Origin of the sequence: Pontibacter saemangeumensis (genome assembly GCF_039541895.1) — a bacterium.
Classification (GTDB): Bacteria; Bacteroidota; Bacteroidia; order Cytophagales; family Hymenobacteraceae; genus Pontibacter; species Pontibacter saemangeumensis.
On the sequence record NZ_BAABHC010000029.1, the window covers coordinates 238,684 to 254,830 of the forward strand.

The 16,147-nt window shown below is 53.3% G+C and carries 15 protein-coding genes; 8 read left to right on the forward strand and 7 right to left on the reverse strand.

What is annotated here, in order from left to right; translation table 11 throughout:
- Window positions 1–90: 90 nt before the first annotated feature.
- The 3 genes from ABD920_RS19490 to ABD920_RS19500 form a co-directional block, all read right to left on the reverse strand.
- A complete protein-coding gene (locus ABD920_RS19490; RefSeq protein ID WP_345161384.1) occupies window positions 91–303 on the reverse strand; it encodes a hypothetical protein in 213 nt (70 codons plus the stop codon).
- Between the two features lie 285 nt (window positions 304–588).
- Window positions 589–2,262 (reverse strand): dipeptidyl-peptidase 3 family protein, encoded by a 1,674-nt coding sequence (locus tag ABD920_RS19495; RefSeq protein ID WP_345161386.1) that lies wholly within the window; start codon window positions 2,260–2,262, stop codon window positions 589–591.
- A gap of 296 nt (window positions 2,263–2,558) precedes the next feature.
- Window positions 2,559–3,173 (reverse strand): deoxynucleoside kinase, encoded by a 615-nt coding sequence (locus tag ABD920_RS19500; RefSeq protein WP_345161388.1) that lies wholly within the window; start codon window positions 3,171–3,173, stop codon window positions 2,559–2,561.
- Window positions 3,174–3,393: 220 nt separating this feature from the next.
- Here ABD920_RS19500 and ABD920_RS19505 point away from each other — a divergent pair, with 220 nt between their 5' ends.
- A complete protein-coding gene (locus ABD920_RS19505) occupies window positions 3,394–3,543 on the forward strand; it encodes a hypothetical protein (RefSeq protein ID WP_345161390.1) in 150 nt (49 codons plus the stop codon).
- A gap of 93 nt (window positions 3,544–3,636) precedes the next feature.
- On the opposite strand, the gene ABD920_RS19510 is transcribed toward ABD920_RS19505, so the two are convergent.
- A complete protein-coding gene (locus tag ABD920_RS19510) occupies window positions 3,637–4,266 on the reverse strand; it encodes a hypothetical protein (protein WP_345161392.1) in 630 nt (209 codons plus the stop codon).
- 246 nt (window positions 4,267–4,512) lie between these two features.
- On the opposite strand from ABD920_RS19510, the gene ABD920_RS19515 reads away from it, so the two are divergent.
- The 4 genes from ABD920_RS19515 (at window position 4,513) to ABD920_RS19530 (ending at window position 8,930) form a co-directional block, all read left to right on the forward strand.
- The gene (locus tag ABD920_RS19515; RefSeq protein ID WP_345161394.1) at window positions 4,513–6,957 is read left to right on the forward strand and encodes a GAF domain-containing protein; all 2,445 of its coding nucleotides are present in this window, start codon (window positions 4,513–4,515) and stop codon (window positions 6,955–6,957) included.
- 378 nt (window positions 6,958–7,335) lie between these two features.
- Window positions 7,336–8,013, forward strand: a complete 678-nt coding sequence (locus ABD920_RS19520; RefSeq protein ID WP_345161396.1) for a hypothetical protein — start codon at window positions 7,336–7,338, stop codon at window positions 8,011–8,013.
- A gap of 228 nt (window positions 8,014–8,241) precedes the next feature.
- Window positions 8,242–8,466, forward strand: a complete 225-nt coding sequence (locus ABD920_RS19525; RefSeq protein ID WP_345161398.1) for a CDGSH iron-sulfur domain-containing protein — start codon at window positions 8,242–8,244, stop codon at window positions 8,464–8,466.
- A 20-nt stretch (window positions 8,467–8,486) separates the two neighbouring features.
- Window positions 8,487–8,930: a putative signal transducing protein gene (locus tag ABD920_RS19530; protein WP_345161400.1), complete on the forward strand. Its 444-nt coding sequence runs from the start codon at window positions 8,487–8,489 to the stop codon at window positions 8,928–8,930.
- Window positions 8,931–8,988: 58 nt separating this feature from the next.
- Here ABD920_RS19530 and ABD920_RS19535 read toward each other — a convergent pair whose 3' ends face one another.
- Window positions 8,989–9,246: an acyl-CoA-binding protein gene (locus tag ABD920_RS19535; RefSeq protein WP_345161402.1), complete on the reverse strand. Its 258-nt coding sequence runs from the start codon at window positions 9,244–9,246 to the stop codon at window positions 8,989–8,991.
- A gap of 166 nt (window positions 9,247–9,412) precedes the next feature.
- Between ABD920_RS19535 and ABD920_RS19540 the strand changes: the two genes are divergently transcribed.
- Window positions 9,413–11,617: a S9 family peptidase gene (locus tag ABD920_RS19540; RefSeq protein WP_345161404.1), complete on the forward strand. Its 2,205-nt coding sequence runs from the start codon at window positions 9,413–9,415 to the stop codon at window positions 11,615–11,617.
- Window positions 11,618–11,954: 337 nt separating this feature from the next.
- Here ABD920_RS19540 and ABD920_RS19545 read toward each other — a convergent pair whose 3' ends face one another.
- Window positions 11,955–12,953, reverse strand: a complete 999-nt coding sequence (locus ABD920_RS19545; RefSeq protein WP_345161406.1) for a quinone oxidoreductase family protein — start codon at window positions 12,951–12,953, stop codon at window positions 11,955–11,957.
- Window positions 12,954–13,080: 127 nt separating this feature from the next.
- On the opposite strand from ABD920_RS19545, the gene ABD920_RS19550 reads away from it, so the two are divergent.
- Window positions 13,081–13,581, forward strand: coding sequence for a GNAT family N-acetyltransferase (locus ABD920_RS19550; RefSeq protein ID WP_345161408.1), 501 nt, complete (start codon window positions 13,081–13,083; stop codon window positions 13,579–13,581).
- A gap of 70 nt (window positions 13,582–13,651) precedes the next feature.
- On the opposite strand, the gene ABD920_RS19555 is transcribed toward ABD920_RS19550, so the two are convergent.
- Window positions 13,652–14,830, reverse strand: a complete 1,179-nt coding sequence (locus tag ABD920_RS19555; protein WP_345161410.1) for a S8 family serine peptidase — start codon at window positions 14,828–14,830, stop codon at window positions 13,652–13,654.
- 460 nt (window positions 14,831–15,290) lie between these two features.
- On the opposite strand from ABD920_RS19555, the gene ABD920_RS19560 reads away from it, so the two are divergent.
- Complete coding sequence (locus ABD920_RS19560; protein ID WP_345161412.1) at window positions 15,291–16,064, forward strand: peptidylprolyl isomerase; 774 nt, start codon at window positions 15,291–15,293, stop codon at window positions 16,062–16,064.
- Window positions 16,065–16,147: the final 83 nt, after the last annotated feature.

Here is a 16,147-nt window from a genome sequence, read left to right on the forward strand (position 1 = left end):
TATATATAATCTAATATAAGAAGCATATAAAGAAGAAAGGCAAGCCGTTTAGATGCAGCTTGCCTTTTTAATTTCTATTACCGAAGTTACTTATACAGTCGCCCATTTACGCGTGTTTTGTTGATACATAGGTGCCGCCATGCGTTTCGCTGATTCTTTCTCCGCCCTGTAAAATGCCTGGTACTCTTCCTCCCCCATCTCCTCGCGTAGCGCTATATGGAAAAGAGCCATCTCAGGAAATAACGTATACTGCTCCAGGCGCTCTTCCGGCGTGTTTCTGTTGAAATCATAAAAGCTTTTCATGGTTGGTTTTTAATTTTGGTTAATCTTTATTTAAGGAAATGTTTAGTACTTGAATACCAAGGATATGATACTCCTAACAAAATGATTATGTTTTTAAGAATTTGGTGATATAAACAGTAACACAAGCTAAATTTGCTGCTTCACTAAAAAATAAAGCGGCTACACCAAACAGGAGTAACCGCTTAACTAAGATAAGTCGAAAATATCTAATTATTAAATATTTCCCGGCAGCTTTATTGAAGCAAACTTTGTTTTAACCAATTAATTATTAGTTAGTTATATTAACTACTTTTTTAACCCCAATACATCCACACCTTGCTCAAATACAATATCCACTGGTGTACTTGCTTTGGATAGGCGATTTAGATCCGTTTGCAGCTGTGGGCTGATCTGGCCCTGCTGGTCGAGCAACTGGCCTACGCCTGCATAGTCGCCGTCGCCCTGCAGCGTCAGTATCTTCTCCGACAACTTGTTCATGGCCTCGCGCATTTTAACATAATTCACGCGGTATCTGCCGGACTGCTCATCGCGCTCGAAGGCGCCGTTGTCCCTGAAAAAGTTAAAGCGCACCATGTTGGCCTTGCCGTGCGCGCTGGCCGCCCCAAAGCGGACGGAACGGAAGATGCCGGCCAGGAAGGTAGTGTAATAATCCTCCAGGCTACCCTCTACCTCGCCCTTTTCGTGCAGCTGCGTAATCATATAGAGGCCTAGGATGTCAGCCTTGCCTTCTTCCAGCGCCGAGGCTTGTTCCTTCAAAGCCTCGCGCACAGTGCCTTTGCCGTTGATTGTGTTCTTTATGCCCAGCCCGTGTGCTACCTCATGAAACATGGTGTTGGCAAAGAAGGCATCGAAAGTCACGTGCTGCTGCTGGTCTTCTGCGATCAGCTCCCCTGCGATCGGCACCATGATCTTGTCGAACTTGGCGCGCATGGCATTTTTGAGTTGCAGGCGGCGGGTGCCGCGCTTCAGTTGCACCTCTTCGTCGTTGGGCAGGTTAATAGCGATAGTCTTGCTGCCCGCGTTGCTGTCGCCGGCATAGTACACCACGTCGTACGCGTTCAGGTCAGAGTCGGTGCCGGGCGTTTCCTTTTTGTACGGGGCCGCTACCGGCAGCCCGCGCTGCAGCTCTGGCAGAAAGGCAGCGTACTTAGCCAGCCGCTCGCTCCACTCCATATCCTTCACCAGCACATAGGCCTCGTGCGCAGCCTTATAGCCAAATAGCTTGTCTTCATAGGTTTCGATTGGTCCGATCACAACATCCAGCCTGTTGTTCTTCATATCCATCCAGGCCAGGTCGCTGGGCTGGTAGTTGTCTGTCAGCAGCGCCTCTGCGCGCAGGGTGAGGTACTTTTTTAGGCCGGCATCCTCTGCCAGCGCCGCCGCCTGCTTCAGCAGATCCGCCGCGCGCTGCACTTCCGCCTGAAACTGCACATGATACGGCACCGTCACCAGCTTCCCGCTGGCATCGCGGCGCAGAAACGTGTACTGGCTGGTTTTATCCGGGAGATCCGCCTGCTCAAACTCCTCCTTCGTCATATCGGCCGGGTAGAAATTGGCACCGTCCGGCTTTGGGCCCACCCCCGCAATAAATGGCTCGTTGTTGTTGAGCCGGTCCCAAGGGCCGTAATTAATCTGTACATAGCGCTTTGCGGCGTCGCTGCCTAATGCATTCAGAAGCGAGTCGCGCTGCTCGTAGGCCTCGTACCAGAACAGCCCGTTCATGATGTCAGCTGCCTCGATCAGCAGCGGGATCATCTGCTTCTCTTTCGCACTTAGCCCTTCCAGGTCGGAGGTGAGACGCACGGTGGTATACATCTCTAATTTCTGCTGCAGGCTGTCATCGGCTTGAACAGAATTCGCGGTTTCTGCTCCGGCAGTGTCGGCAGGAGTGGTCGTGTTGGTGCAGCCGAAGGAGGCTGCCGTAAGCGCCGAAGCGAAAAGTATATGGTATGGTTTCATCTGTGTTGTGTGGTTTTTTCTGACATCGAAGTTAGCAAAATTCGGGCCGTGGCCAAGAACGCACACAGACACAGGCAACAGGTAATCCAGCACCAGGCATCAGGAAAGGTACTGCTTCCTGCTGCAAGAATTAGCCCGCCTGACCATACCCGGATTAACACAATGCTGCTTCATTTACATTTTTCCCTGCGCAGCCCTATAGAGCTTTGTTAAAACACCAACAGGAAAGACGCATGCCTTTCCTGTTGGTGTTTTTGGATGGGCTATTTATATAGGAGGATGGCTTCTTCGCTCCATTAAAACAGGCCGAAAAGCTCTGCCTGGATTTTTTCGATGATGCTGCCGAGATCTTCGGGATTGGCCACAAAGTCCATATTGTTCACATCGATCACCAGTAGCTTGCCGAGGTCGTAACTGCTCATCCAGGTGTTATAATGTTCATTCAGGTTGCGCAGGTAGTTGATGCTGATGCTGCTCTCGTAGTCGCGGTTGCGCTTCTCGATCTGGCCGATCAGCTTGGGCAGGTCAGCCTTCAGGTAAATCATCAGGTCGGGCGCCTTCACCATGCTGATCATGGACTGGAACAGCGCCAGGTAGTTTTCGTAGTCGCGGGTGCTCATCAGGCCCGACTGGTGCAGGTTCTTTGCAAATATGAAGGCGTCTTCATATATAGTGCGGTCCTGGATCACGCTGCGGTTAATGGCCTGTATCTGCTGCACCTGGCTGAAGCGGCTGTTCAGGAAGTATACCTGCAGGTGGAAGGACCAGCGTTCCATGTCTTCGTAAAAATCCTTCAGGTAGGGGTTGTTCTCTACAGCCTCCAGGTATAAATCCCATTTAAAGTGCTGCGAGAGCTTGGACGCAAGGGTGGTTTTGCCGGCGCCAATGTTGCCGACGATTGCAATATGCATGGTAATCCGTAGTTTTTATCTGAATAGGGTAGCAAAAGTAAGACTTTTCCGGCAGAGGCCGGTGGTTGTTCCGGTGCAATTTCCCCACGGCGTTATCAACATTCTCCCCTGCCACTTTCACTCCCGGCTGTATGCGCCATACGCTATATATAGCGGCATGAACCGCAGCCGTTTCCGCGCGGAACAATTCCGAAATCTCCCTGTCCTTCGTTCGCACGCTATGACAAAAGGACACAAACATGAACCGAACGAGCAGATCCTGCCAAAAAGCTTAGACGCAAAGGACACAAAAGAGAATAAGAGGCCCAGCCAGGGCCGCAACGAGCCCAAAGGCCAATCGGGCGGCAAGAAAGGCCGGATCGCCATTTGATAGGAACACCTTCGGAAGCAGCAAGCCCCGGCCATATATAGCCGGGGCTTGCTGCTTCCGAAGGTTTTTCTGAACCCTGCTGTTTTTGGGGCATTAGTTGTTCTCGCGCATGTGCTCGTAGGCATCCCTGGCTTCACGGCCTTTTTTGAGGGAGGCGAACTCCACCTGCAGCGCAGCTATTTTTATCTTGTCGCTGTTGTTGAGCTGGTTCAGTACCTCGGCTTTGCGGCTGTTCAATTCCCCCAACACAAACTCAGCGTACTCCCAGTCGCGAAGGCTCCACTCGCGGCGCTGCGACCGCGTGATGTCCAGGGCCTGCACATAGGCGTCGCGCATTCTGGTGGGCTTCAGGCGGCTGATGTTGGTGGTACCGGTCAGCTGCCGCTCCCACCGCTCCAGTTCATGCCCGTCCAGGTCCACGGATATGCTCTCGTTGCGCGCTTCCCACTCCCCGTAGCGCTCCTTCATTGTCTTGTACTCTTTTTGGGATTCTTCGGAGAGTTGCTGCGTGTTGCGGTTCAGGCCGTATGTCAGCTCCTTGTACTCCTGCTTCACGTTGGGCCATTCCTTGCGGATGGTGCTGTCCGCCTGCGCAGACCTGCGCTGCATCCAGGCGCGTAGCTCGGTCAGGTCCTGTTCCACCTTTGATTGCGCCTGCGCTCCGCCTCCCAGGGCGGCTGTTGCCAGCACCCCTGCCAGTATCCATTTTAACATTTTCTTCATAGTGTTGTTTCTCTATTAAATACCTATAACATGCGTTTATAGTAAAAATTATGCCACTTTCACCCATCCAGCCATTTCTTCTGCTGCCTTGCGCTCACGACAGTACTTGGAGGGTACACAAATTTATCACTACCGAAGCTTAAATTGGACTATCTTTTGCGGTTTAACTTCGTTTAGTATGCATTAGCGAGCCAGGTGAATCTGTTTAAAGCAGCCCCTTACTAACTTGCAACAAGTAGTTTATATATGAATAAATCTCATAGAGGCAGCTTTCACGAATCTGTCGTTTCCATCTCCAACAACGACGACATATTCCTGAGTGTGGATAAATTCCCGTTTAAGACGTCACTCAGCCTGTCGCCGCTTATTGCCTATTGGGAAAATAAGGAGAAAACCGACCCGAGCTGTAACGCTGCGCGGGTCCGTGAGTTGGCCGACTTGTTGCGTAGCACCCCGGAACTGGTCGGTACCCTGGATGACGTGTCTATTATCGAGAAGTACGTGGATACGGTGGACATCCTGATGGAGGACATCTTCCCGAGCGCGCTCTGGGAGAACGAGCTGATGGCCGCCGTGGTGCCTTTCCACTTCCACAGCTTTTATGCCACGCCGAAGCTCGAGGAGTTACAGCTGCTGGACGGCGGCAGCCACACTGAGAAGCTGAACCTGGACCTGAAGACACTGCTTTTCCGGCTCACCCTCTCGGCCTACACCCTCATTCTTGAAAAGTTTTACAACGCCAACTTCAGCATAGACGAGCCCTTTATCTTCACCATCAAGGACAAGTTCACGGGTTTGCCGCGCCACTACAAGCTTTCCATCGACCTGAAGTTCATGGAGGTGAAGGCCAAAGGCGACATCAAGAAACTAAGCGCCCAGGAGATCAACTTCCTCATCAACCGCTACAACGACCTGGACCTGTGGATGATGAAGCTGCCGCCGGACAACTTCGAGTTCTCGGGCTTCTCCATATATGACTTCACGGAGGTAACGAACGAGGAAACGATCTCTTCGCTGCGCTTCGACCTGCTGGACCGGCATTCTGTGAGCACCGAGGAGGGATTCCTGAACCTGCAGCAGAAGCTGCGCATCCTGTTTGGCCTGCCGGGCATCCGGCTGGGCTTTGCCTCCTGCCCCACCCTGCAGGACTTTGACTCCAGCTACTCGCGCAAGATATGGAACGGCCTGGTGCTGACCCAGGACTGTGACCTGATCCTGAAGGATCTGCAGAACTCTATCTATGAGCCTGTGCTCAGGCGCGCAAACACCATTGTGGTGGAAGACCTGGAGGTATTCCAGAACCCGTCCAGGATAGAGCAAAAGCTGCTGGAAGCGGGCATCCGGAACCTGATCATCGCACCGCTGCAGTATGACGGCAAAACGATCGGCCTGATGGAGCTGGCCTCGCCGATACCCGGTGAGCTTAACGCCCTGGCCACCATCCGGCTGAAGGAACTGCTTCCGCTCTTTGCCCTTGCCATCAACCGAAGCCTGGAAGAACTGCGCAACAGCATCCAGAGTATCATTAAAGAGAAATACACGGCCATTCACCCGGTGGTGGAATGGCGCTTTACGAAGGCTGCGGTAAACCTGCTGGAGAAGATGGAGCGCAACGCCAGCTCCGAAATAGAGCCTATTATTTTCCGGGACATATACCCGCTTTATGGCGCCTCCGATATCCGGGGCTCGGCCACTGAGCGAAACAGGGCCATACAGGGCGACCTGCTGGAGCAGCTGGTGCTCGCCAAGGAGGTGATACTGGCCGTGAAAGACAGCCTGCCGCTCTCGATACTGGACGAACTGGTGTATAAAATGGATAAGTACTCGCAGAACATCGTGAGTGAGCTGGCCTCCGGCGACGAGGTGCTGGTGCTTGACTTCCTGCGTGCGGAGATTGAGCCGCTGTTTGACCATTTCCAGAAAAAGCACCCGGTGGCGGCACCGGCCATACAAGCATACCGGAGTGCCATCAACAACCCCTACAAGGTGGTGTACAACAAGCGCCGGGCCTACGAGGAAAGCCTTTTCATGATAAACGAAACCATCTCTTCGTTTCTGGAGCGGGAGGAGGAGAAGGCGCAGCGCCTGTTTCCGCACTACTTCGAGAAGTACCGGACCGATGGCCTGGAGTACAACATCTATATCGGCGCCTCGCTGCTGAACAACGGCGGCTTTGAGCCGATCTACCTTAAAAACATGCGTCTGTGGCAACTCATGCTCACCTGCGAAGTAGCCCGACGCATACACAAGCTGCGGGCCAACCTGAAACTGCCCCTGGAGATTACCCAGCTCATCCTGGTTCACAGCGACCCGATCTCTATCCGCTTCAGGATGGACGAGAAGAAGTTTGACGTGGACGGGGCCAACAACGTGCGCTACGAGATCATCAAGAAACGGATCGACAAAGCCACCGTGCGCGGCTCCGAAGAGCGCCTGACACAACCCGGCAAGATCGCCATCGTGTACATGCAACAGAAAGACGTGGTGGAGTACCAGCGTTATATCGATTTCCTGCAGTCGGAAGGGTATATCCACAAACAGGTGGAGCACGTGGAGGTGGAGGAACTGCCGGGCGTGCCGGGCCTGAAGGCACTGCGCCTTTCCATCAACTTTAAGGAAGCGGCCCTGCGCCACGACATAGATGCCGGAGACGAGTTGCTGAACATCGCGCAAAGCGCCAGCCTGAACTGAGGCAGGCACCTGATATCTTATATATAAAACATCATATTTACACAAATCTCATTTATTTTGCATCCCAAATTACCCTGTCTTATTATATCTACTTTACTTTGACTATCAATACTTTAGCTTTATATATACCTCTCTAAAAGGAAGCCCCCTGAAATATTATTTCACACCCAGTGCAATTATTAAAACAAAAGGTGCGTTTTGACTGAAACCTGTAAAAGCAGGTCATGTTTCATCATTTCAACTTTTAGCCAAATGAAATTGAAAAACAGATTGATGCCCGCCCTCCTTTTTTGTGGCGTGGTAGCACTAAGTTCTTGCGAAAAAAATGAGCAGGAATCTGTAGAACCGGAGTTTAGTCAGGGAATGATTTCCCACATCATGGCAGACTCTTCAGAAGTAGCATCTTACGCGTTTGCCGGCAAGCAGCTGAGCCAGGTAAACCACTACAACAAGAAAACAGGCGAGCTCGAAACCTACGATAAGTACGAGCGCGACGGCAGCGGAAAGCTCTTAAAATCCACGACGCACGCCGCAGGCAGCCACGCGCTGCTTTCTGAGCAAACCTACACCTACAACGACAAAGGCCAGCTCACCAAGACGGATATGTTGTACTACAACGCCGGAAAGTTAGAGTATACTGCCTACGCCACTTATGAGTATGATGAGAAGAAGAACCTGAAGCAGAAATCGCTCTTTGAAGTGAACGATAAAAAGGAGGCGGTCCAGAAGTCGTACACCACCTACGAGCTACTGCCAAACGGTAATTTTGCAGAAGAGAAGCAGTACGTGATCGACGATAAAGGCGAAGCCAGCCTGTTCTCAACCACTACCTATTCGTATGACACCAACCAGAACCCGCTGCATGAGTTTGCAGAGCCGGGCAATGCCAGCAGCCCGAACAACCTGCTGGCTTCGACGGCCGTGGTACACAACAGCAAGAAGACCTATAAGTACGCCTACACGTATACGTACGATGAGCGCGGTTTGCCGCTGACGCAGTCGGTGGTGACGCCAAGCGGCAAAAACGAAGCGTACAACTACATGTATAGCAACTAAGCTATCGCAAAAACATAAATTTCCCTTATCGGCTCCGGGTCTTGCCTGGGGCCGATTTTGTTTAATTCCACCTTCCCGGCTGCGGCGTTTACCAGTTTTCCGCCTTATTTAGCTATATTTGCTTATAAGTGCGCAGGGATTCCGGTGTACGCGGCTCTATAGGCCAAAGCCGATTCCCTGCTGCACGTTAACAGTTAACAAACATCATTACAAAAAAAGGCACACAAGATGGCGAAAACTAAAATAACGGTAAATAACAACGGCTCGCTTCGGGTTGAGGGTGAGTTTGAGATAGTAGACAAAGACGGCAATGTATATGGCTTGAATGGCCGCGAACTGGTGTCGATCTGCCGTTGCGGCCGGTCACAGAACAAACCATTCTGCGACGGCTCGCACAAAGGCCATTTTGAGCACGAGGCCATTGCCTTCGACCTTCCCCCAAAGAAACAGTAACACCCTGACACACCACCTGCATGGCTGATCGCTTTGTCACCATTGCCACATTCAACGATGTCACGGAGGCACATATCCTGAAAGGCCGTTTGGAGGCAGAGGGTATCCTTTGCTTCCTAGGCGATGAGCATATTGTAGGGGCGCAGCCGTTTTACTCGGTGGCGGTGGGTGGCGTAAAGCTAAAAGTCACCGCGCAGGACGAGGAGGAGGCGCGCGCGATCCTGTCCAAAATCCAGGGCGGCACCTCCGAGTTTCTGTACACCGATGACCTGGAACTGGCGCCTCCGATGCAGGAGCACGTGCAGGCAAGGACCTGCCCTGTCTGCGGCTCCGACAACATCAGCGAGGAGAAATACAACAAGACGGTTTTCTCCATCAGCTATCTGCTGCTAGGCTTCCCGGTCCCCTTCCTGAGCCGGAAATTTATCTGTTACAACTGCGGCCACCACTGGAAAGCAAAGTAAAAGAGCAGCCTCCTTTCCGGGAAAGCTGCTCTTTTTACTTTGAAAGGGGCACTTGTGCTTATCTCCCCGCCAGTTTATCCACCAGTTGCACATACTCTGCACGCGCCGCCTCCGGGCTCTTCCCTTCCTGCGCTTTCCAGGCATCCCACTTGGCGATGTTCTTAAAATCGAAGCCGCCGGGCCGCTCCGTGCTCACGTCTCCGTCTGTGGCCTGCTTGTAGAGGCCGTACAGTTGCAACAGGACATCGTTGCCCGGACGCTCCGCCAGTGTCTTTGATCGTTCTACTGCGTTCTCGAAATCTGCTTGTGTAGCCATGTTGTTGTCTATAGGATAGTTTAGGTGATGCGGTAAATTAATAATTATTTAGCTGCATGCATAACACCTGAGCTGTTTTGTTTCCTGTCGATTTTAACTAAATTTAGCGCCGTGTTGCGGTCTTTTTCCCGTTGCAGCGCCTCTCCAGTTCCTATAAAAAACCTATATGAAAAGCATAAAACCGAAAGTGGCTGCCTCAGCCGCCCTTTTCACCGCCTGCCTGGCCTTTGCAGCCGGCTGCACCTCCAGCAATACCGGCAGCGGCACCGCCACTTCCGTCGTTGCTGATACGGCGGTGGTAGCCGAAGCGCCTGCCACACAGCTGCCCCAGCCGCCTGTCGCCAAAAAAGCACCCAAAGCGCTCACCACCCACGGCGACACGCGCATCGACAACTATTACTGGATGAACCAGCGCGAGGACCCGGAGGTGATCGCTTACCTGAACGCCGAGAACGCCTATACACAGCAGCGATTAGCCGGTACCGAGGAACTGCAGCAAAAGCTGTTCAAAGAGATTGTCGGCCGCATCAAGCAGGACGATGCGTCAGTGCCGTTCAAAGACGACGGCTACTGGTATTATGTGCGCTACGAGGAGGGGAAGGAGTACCCGATATATGCCCGCAAGAAAGGCACGCTGGAGGCTGCCGAGGAAGTGATGGTGAACGCGAACGAGCGTGCGGATGGCCTCAGCTATTACGCTGCCGCCGGCATGGACGTGAGTCCCAACAACCAGCTGCTGGCTTTTGGCGAGGACACCGTGAGCCGCCGCAAGTACACCATCCGCTTTAAAGACCTGAAAACCGGCAGATTTTTACCTGATGCCATTCCCAACACCACCGGCAGCGCCGTGTGGGGCAACGACAACAAGACCGTGTTCTACACTATGAAGGACCCGGCGCTGCGCTCTTTCAAAATCTTCAAGCATACGCTGGGCACCCCTGCGGAGCAGGACAAGGAAGTGTACCACGAGGCCGACGAGACCTTCAGCACCTATGTCTACAAAACAAAGTCCGACGACTACATCATCATCGGCAGCGGCAGCACGCTCTCGAACGAGTACCGTTTCCTGGATGCTGACAAGCCCAACGGCGAATTTAAGGTGATACAGCCGCGCGAGCGGGGGCTGGAGTACAGCGTGGACCACTTCGGCGACAAATTTTATATCGTCACCAACAAGGACGGCGCCACCAACTTCAAGCTGATGCAGACGCCGGTGAGCAAGCCCGGCAAAGCCAACTGGAAAGAAGTAGTGCCCCACCGCGAAAACGTGTTGCTGGAAGGCATCGAGATTTTTAAAGATTACCTGGCCTTGCAGGAGCGCAAGGACGGCCTCTCGCAGATACGCGTGAAGAAGTGGAACGACCCGAAAACAGATTTCTATATTGATTTCGACGAAGAGGCTTATACCGCCTATATCAGCACCAACCCCGACTTCGACAGCAAAGAGCTGCGCTTTGAGTACAGCTCCCTCACCACGCCGTCCTCCACCTACGACTATAACATGGAGACGAAGGAACGCGAGCTGCTGAAGCGCCAGGAGGTAGTGGGCGACTTTGACCCGGAGAACTACGAGGCAAAGCGCCTTTACGCCACCGCCGACGACGGCACTAAGATCCCGGTGTCGCTGGTGTACCGCAAGGGAACGGAGCTGAACGGGCAGAACCCGACGCTGCTATATGGCTACGGCTCGTACGGCAACAGCATGAACCCCGGCTTCAGCTCCGTGCGCCTCAGCCTGCTGGACAGGGGCTTTGTATATGCCATCGCCCATATACGCGGGGGCCAGGAAATGGGCCGCCAGTGGTATGAGAACGGCAAGCTGCTGAAAAAGAAAAACACCTTCACCGACTTCATCGATGTCGCTGAGTACCTGGTAGAGCAGAAATACACCAACCCCGACAAGCTGTTCGCCCAGGGCGGCAGCGCCGGAGGTTTGCTGATGGGTGCCGTAGTGAACATGCGCCCCGACCTGTTCAAAGGCGTGCTTGCCGCCGTGCCGTTTGTGGATGTGGTGACGACGATGCTGGACACCAGCATCCCGCTGACGACCGGCGAGTTTGACGAGTGGGGCAACCCGGCCGAGAAGCAGTACTACGATTATATGCTGTCTTACTCGCCCTACGATAACGTGGAAGCCAAAGCCTACCCGAACATGCTCGTGACCACCGGCCTCCACGATTCGCAGGTGCAGTACTGGGAGCCCGCCAAGTGGGTAGCAAAGCTTCGCGAGATGAAGACCGACAACAACATGCTGCTGCTGCACACCAACATGGAAGCCGGCCACGGCGGCGCCTCCGGCCGCTTTGAGCGCTACAAGGAAACAGCGCTTCAGTACGCTTTCCTGCTGAACCTGCTCGAGGAGAACCAGTAGAATAGATCGATCCATGTTAAACAGAAGAAGCGGGCCTCATGCCCGCTTCTTCTGTTTTTATATATAACTGTGAAGTATTTACAACACCAACTCCTATATACTCCTTTGCAAAAATGCTACACCCTTAAATTCAGAAAGATGTACCCATATATGGAAGGAGGTTTAGGCTACTTGATATATCTGGGACGGGAATGGTATATGGTTTTAGGTTTGGTTAAGTACATCAGCTGGTGATACACTTTCAACCCGCCCGGCATTATCAATGGTGGCTGTTTTGGCAGTGGCGGTCATGCATCCGCATATCAAACTAACAACCAACTCCTCCAAAAAGCACACCCTACCCCACCTGCAGCACGATCTTGCCGAACTGCCTGCCGGCTTCCATGTAGCGCATGGCCTGCTCCGCCTCCTCCAGCGGGTATACCACATCCACCACAGGCACAATCTGCTTCTCCGTCACCAGCCGGACCATCCGGGTGAAATCCTCGGCAGTGCCCATGGTGCTTCCATAGATCGTCAGCTGTTTCCAGAAAAGCTCGGCGGGTTTTATGTGCCCGATCATGCCGGTGGTGCCGCCATATATCCCAATGCGCCCGCCTGGCTTCGCCAGTTTCACCAGTTGCACGAAGCCTTCCCCGGCGGCACTGTCGATGAGCACGTCGAAGCCGCCCGTCAGTGCTTTCAGATCCTTGCTCCAGCCATCGTGCCGGTAGTTCACACCGCCGGCTGCGCCCAAGGCCTTCGCTTTCTCTATTTTTTCATCCGATCCGGATGTTACCCACACTTCGGCACCCGCTGCCACGGCAAACTGCACGGCAAACAGGGCTACACCGCCGCCGCCGCCTGTCACCAGCACCTTTTCGTTGGGTAGCAGCTGGCACTTGGTGAACAAGGCACGGAAGGCTGTAAGGCCGGCGAGCGGCAATGCGGCCGCCTGCTCAAAACCCAGGTGGCCGGGTTTGCGGTGCAGGCTCTGCGCTGGCACCTTTACGTACTCGGCAAAGGAGCCGGGCTGTGGCATGCCCAGTATCTTGTAATCGGCGGAGTGGGCGCGCGGGTTATCGCCCCAGTCGGTGCCTGGGTCTACGATCACCTCCTGCCCCACCCACGACTGGTCTGCGCCAGCGCCTGCCTCAGCCACCACCCCAGCGCAGTCGGAACCCAGAATGGCGGGGTACTCTTTCAGAAAGTAGCGGCCGTGCTGAATCCAGACGTCGCGGCGGTTAAGGGCGGCGGCCTTTACCTGCACCACCACCTCGCCTGGGCCCGCCACGGGCTTTTCAGCATCGATGAGGGTAAAAGGCTTGCCAATTGCTTCTAAGTAAACTGCTTTCATATGTTTGCTATTGCTGGGTGAAAGATCAACACAAAGATAGAAGATACGGCGAGAGTAGAGAACACGGGGTGGCGTTGGCATTCTGCTTTCCTGCAAGTATCTTGCGGCCATAGCTTTTCTCAACTTTATGCGTCATAACTACCATATACGCCCGGCGACCGTCTCAGACCTGCCCGTGATCCTGCAGCTTGCCGAGGCCACGTGGGCCTCTACGTATAGCAGCATTCTGACGCAGGAGCAGATAGCCTATATGTTTGAAGTGATTTACGCGGAGGAGGCACTGAAGGCGCAAATGCAGGAGGGGCAAACCTTCCTGCTGCTGTATGAAGGGGATAAACCCGTGGGTTTCGCCGCCTACTCCGTCAAGCATGAGGCGGAAAGGCTATACAAGTTAAACAAGATCTACCTGTTGCCGCAGTGCCAGGGGAAAGGCTACGGGAAAGCGCTGCTCTCGGCCGTGGAAGAGGAGGTGAAACAAAAAGGAGCTTTCGCCCTGGACCTGAACGTTAACCGCCACAACAAGGCAAAACAGTTTTACGAGCGCTGCGGCTACAGCGTCTATCAGCAGGAAGATATTCCCATCGGCCCCTACTGGATGAACGATTACGTGATGCGCAAGGCACTTTGAACAAGGCATAAAAAAGGATGGCGACCAACAGGGCCGCCATCCTTTACTATTCCATATAACTTAATCAGGATTACCTGTGTGCGATCGGATCCGGAGTGCCATCCGGGTCGCCTTTCACGGTGCCATCCGTAGCGATGTTGCCGAGCAGCAACAGGCCCGCCACATGCGGAGATGCCATGGAGGTACCGCTGATCGTGTTATATCCGCCGTCTTTCCAGGTCGACTTAATGCTGACACCGGGTGCGCAGAAGTCGACCGGTGGGTTGCCGTAGTTGGAGAAGCTGGCAAACGTGTCCGTATTGTTCATTGCGGAAACGGTATAGACGTTGGCGTGGTTGACATGCGCCGGCGAGGAGTTGTTCGCATCCGTGCTTTCGTTTCCGGCGGCGAGTGCAAACTTGATGCCCTTGCCTGCCGCGGCCAGTATTGCATCGTCGAGTGCCTTCGAAACAGGACCTCCCAAGCTCATGTTCGCCACGTCACCGGAACTCGCGTTGGCCGCTACATATTCCACCCCGGCTATTACGCCTGAGTAAGATCCGCTACCGCGCGCATCAAGCACCTTCACAGCCACCACGGTAGCGTCATAGGCTACGCCAATCACCCCGGTTGTATTGTTTTTGGCGGCAATCGTACCGGCCACATGCGATCCATGCCCGTTCAGGTCGTTGGCAGATTCCGCGTCCCGGCCGCTCGTAAACATCGTGACGCTACGCGATAGGTCCACATTCAAATCCGGGTGATCCAGGTCAATGCCTGTGTCAATCACCCACGCTGTTTTGCCTGCGCCGCTCGCAGACCCTACCCTAGTAATTCCGTAGGGTACTTCCTGCCCCGTGGTTCCGCCGCCGCCAGTGCCCGGCTTGCCCAGCATCACGATACGGTCTGGCTCTATGTAATCCACGCGGGGGTCGCTTCGGAGGGCCGCTGCTTCACTTTCCGAAAGGCGCACAGCCATCCCTGCTACGGTTAGGCCGTACGTCTGCTCGATCTTAAAGTCCTTCACGCCATTCTCTTCCAGTATGTTTTTCCCAATCTCACGCACCATTCCAACGCGTTGCGCATAGGTGGCGCTGGCGCTCATGCGCAGATTTTCATCTTTCTTAAGTACAACTATATACTGGCCGCTGATAATAGCACCGTTCTGGCTATCAGTCTGGGCAATTGCCGCGGGCTCCACTACATCTTTCGCTTCATTGTCGCAGGCGGAGAAGGTGCATGCTGCCGTAGCTACGGCAAATCCAAACATAAGAGAGCGCATTACGCCTCTAAAGTGTAAACTGTTTTTCATACTTGCTTAGGGGTTAGAAAAGTAAAAAAATGAAATTATCTAAAATGACGTCTTAACCAAAGTATCGACTAATGTTCTTAAATCCAACATTTGCAGATCATTTATTTATCAACATGTACAAATCAGGCACATCATCTTCTAAGCTTCCGCCTGTTGTTAGCACACAGGCAGCAGCACCCGCCTCACGGATAAACACTACGCGCTGCCCCTGTTTCTATATAGATGAAGATAATTATATATGACTTTGAATATTCAACTGCTCACAGGACAACTTTTTGCTTACGGAAAACTGTTTTTTCAAACCATGAATTATTTGATTATTTATATTTTATACCATCATAATCTTTTTCCTGTGCGGCAGTTGTCTTATTCATGCAGATAGTTGTATATTTAGGAATCCAGCTAAACAGACACTACTATGAAAAACATATTTCTATCAGCTTTATCCGTTCGGGTTCTCTTAGTAAGCGGATGTCTTTTCGCCACCGCTGCCTGCAACCAATCCTCCCCCGGGGGCAACGGTGCCGAAACGGAGGCAGCGGCCGAGGAAGCCGGGCAGGAACTGGAGCCGCTCACCACGGAAAACGCTGTAGAGGTACTGACCGCGTACGGGCAAAAACACCCGGACAGCCTTGCCGTTATCAGCACGCGCCACGGCGATATTAAAGTACGGCTATATAAGGACACGCCGCTGCATCGCGCCAATTTCGTGCGCCTCACCAAGGCCGGTTTTTACAACGAGGGGGAGTTTTACAGGGTAGTGAAGGACTTTGCCATACAGGGCGGCGATTCGGATGAGCGGAAAATGAGCCAGGGCTCTTACAAGATCCCGCAGGAGTTTAACCCAAAACACATTCACAAGCGCGGCGCACTGGCCATGGCCCGCTACGGCGACGAGCGGAACCCGGATAAGGAGTCATCCTCCCACAACTTTTACATTGTAACGGGGCAGCCGGTAGACCTAGATGAGCTGCGGGCAATAGAGGCGCAGCATAACATGAAGTATACCCCGGAGCAGGTGCAAACCTATTTAGAGGTGGGCGGGGAGCCGGGCCTTGACACAGAGTACACCGTTTTTGGCGAAGTGGTGGAGGGAATGGACGTCGTGGAAAAGATAGAGCAGGAACCGGTTGACGCCTCGGACTGGCCACGGCGCATAGTGCAACACACGGTGAAGGTTGTAGAGAGTTAGCGGGGCGTGAAAAAGTATATATACTTGTAGGGTAAAGCTTATATAAAAGGAGAAGGCGCTGCAGGTAAGCTGCAGCGCCTTCT

Excerpts from the sequence above, each read along its gene's own strand:
- ABD920_RS19490 (WP_345161384.1), bottom strand. The coding sequence starts at position 303 with ATGAAAAGCTTTTATGATTTCAACAGAAACACGCCGGAAGAGCGCCTG.
- ABD920_RS19495 (WP_345161386.1), bottom strand. The coding sequence starts at position 2,262 with ATGAAACCATACCATATACTTTTCGCTTCGGCGCTTACGGCAGCCTCC.
- ABD920_RS19500 (WP_345161388.1), bottom strand. The coding sequence starts at position 3,173 with ATGCATATTGCAATCGTCGGCAACATTGGCGCCGGCAAAACCACCCTT.
- ABD920_RS19505 (WP_345161390.1), top strand. The coding sequence starts at position 3,394 with ATGACAAAAGGACACAAACATGAACCGAACGAGCAGATCCTGCCAAAA.
- ABD920_RS19510 (WP_345161392.1), bottom strand. The coding sequence starts at position 4,266 with ATGAAGAAAATGTTAAAATGGATACTGGCAGGGGTGCTGGCAACAGCC.
- ABD920_RS19515 (WP_345161394.1), top strand. The coding sequence starts at position 4,513 with ATGAATAAATCTCATAGAGGCAGCTTTCACGAATCTGTCGTTTCCATC.
- ABD920_RS19520 (WP_345161396.1), top strand. The coding sequence starts at position 7,336 with ATGGCAGACTCTTCAGAAGTAGCATCTTACGCGTTTGCCGGCAAGCAG.
- ABD920_RS19525 (WP_345161398.1), top strand. The coding sequence starts at position 8,242 with ATGGCGAAAACTAAAATAACGGTAAATAACAACGGCTCGCTTCGGGTT.
- ABD920_RS19530 (WP_345161400.1), top strand. The coding sequence starts at position 8,487 with ATGGCTGATCGCTTTGTCACCATTGCCACATTCAACGATGTCACGGAG.
- ABD920_RS19535 (WP_345161402.1), bottom strand. The coding sequence starts at position 9,246 with ATGGCTACACAAGCAGATTTCGAGAACGCAGTAGAACGATCAAAGACA.
- ABD920_RS19540 (WP_345161404.1), top strand. The coding sequence starts at position 9,413 with ATGAAAAGCATAAAACCGAAAGTGGCTGCCTCAGCCGCCCTTTTCACC.
- ABD920_RS19545 (WP_345161406.1), bottom strand. The coding sequence starts at position 12,953 with ATGAAAGCAGTTTACTTAGAAGCAATTGGCAAGCCTTTTACCCTCATC.
- ABD920_RS19550 (WP_345161408.1), top strand. The coding sequence starts at position 13,081 with ATGCGTCATAACTACCATATACGCCCGGCGACCGTCTCAGACCTGCCC.
- ABD920_RS19555 (WP_345161410.1), bottom strand. The coding sequence starts at position 14,830 with ATGTTTGGATTTGCCGTAGCTACGGCAGCATGCACCTTCTCCGCCTGC.
- ABD920_RS19560 (WP_345161412.1), top strand. The coding sequence starts at position 15,291 with ATGAAAAACATATTTCTATCAGCTTTATCCGTTCGGGTTCTCTTAGTA.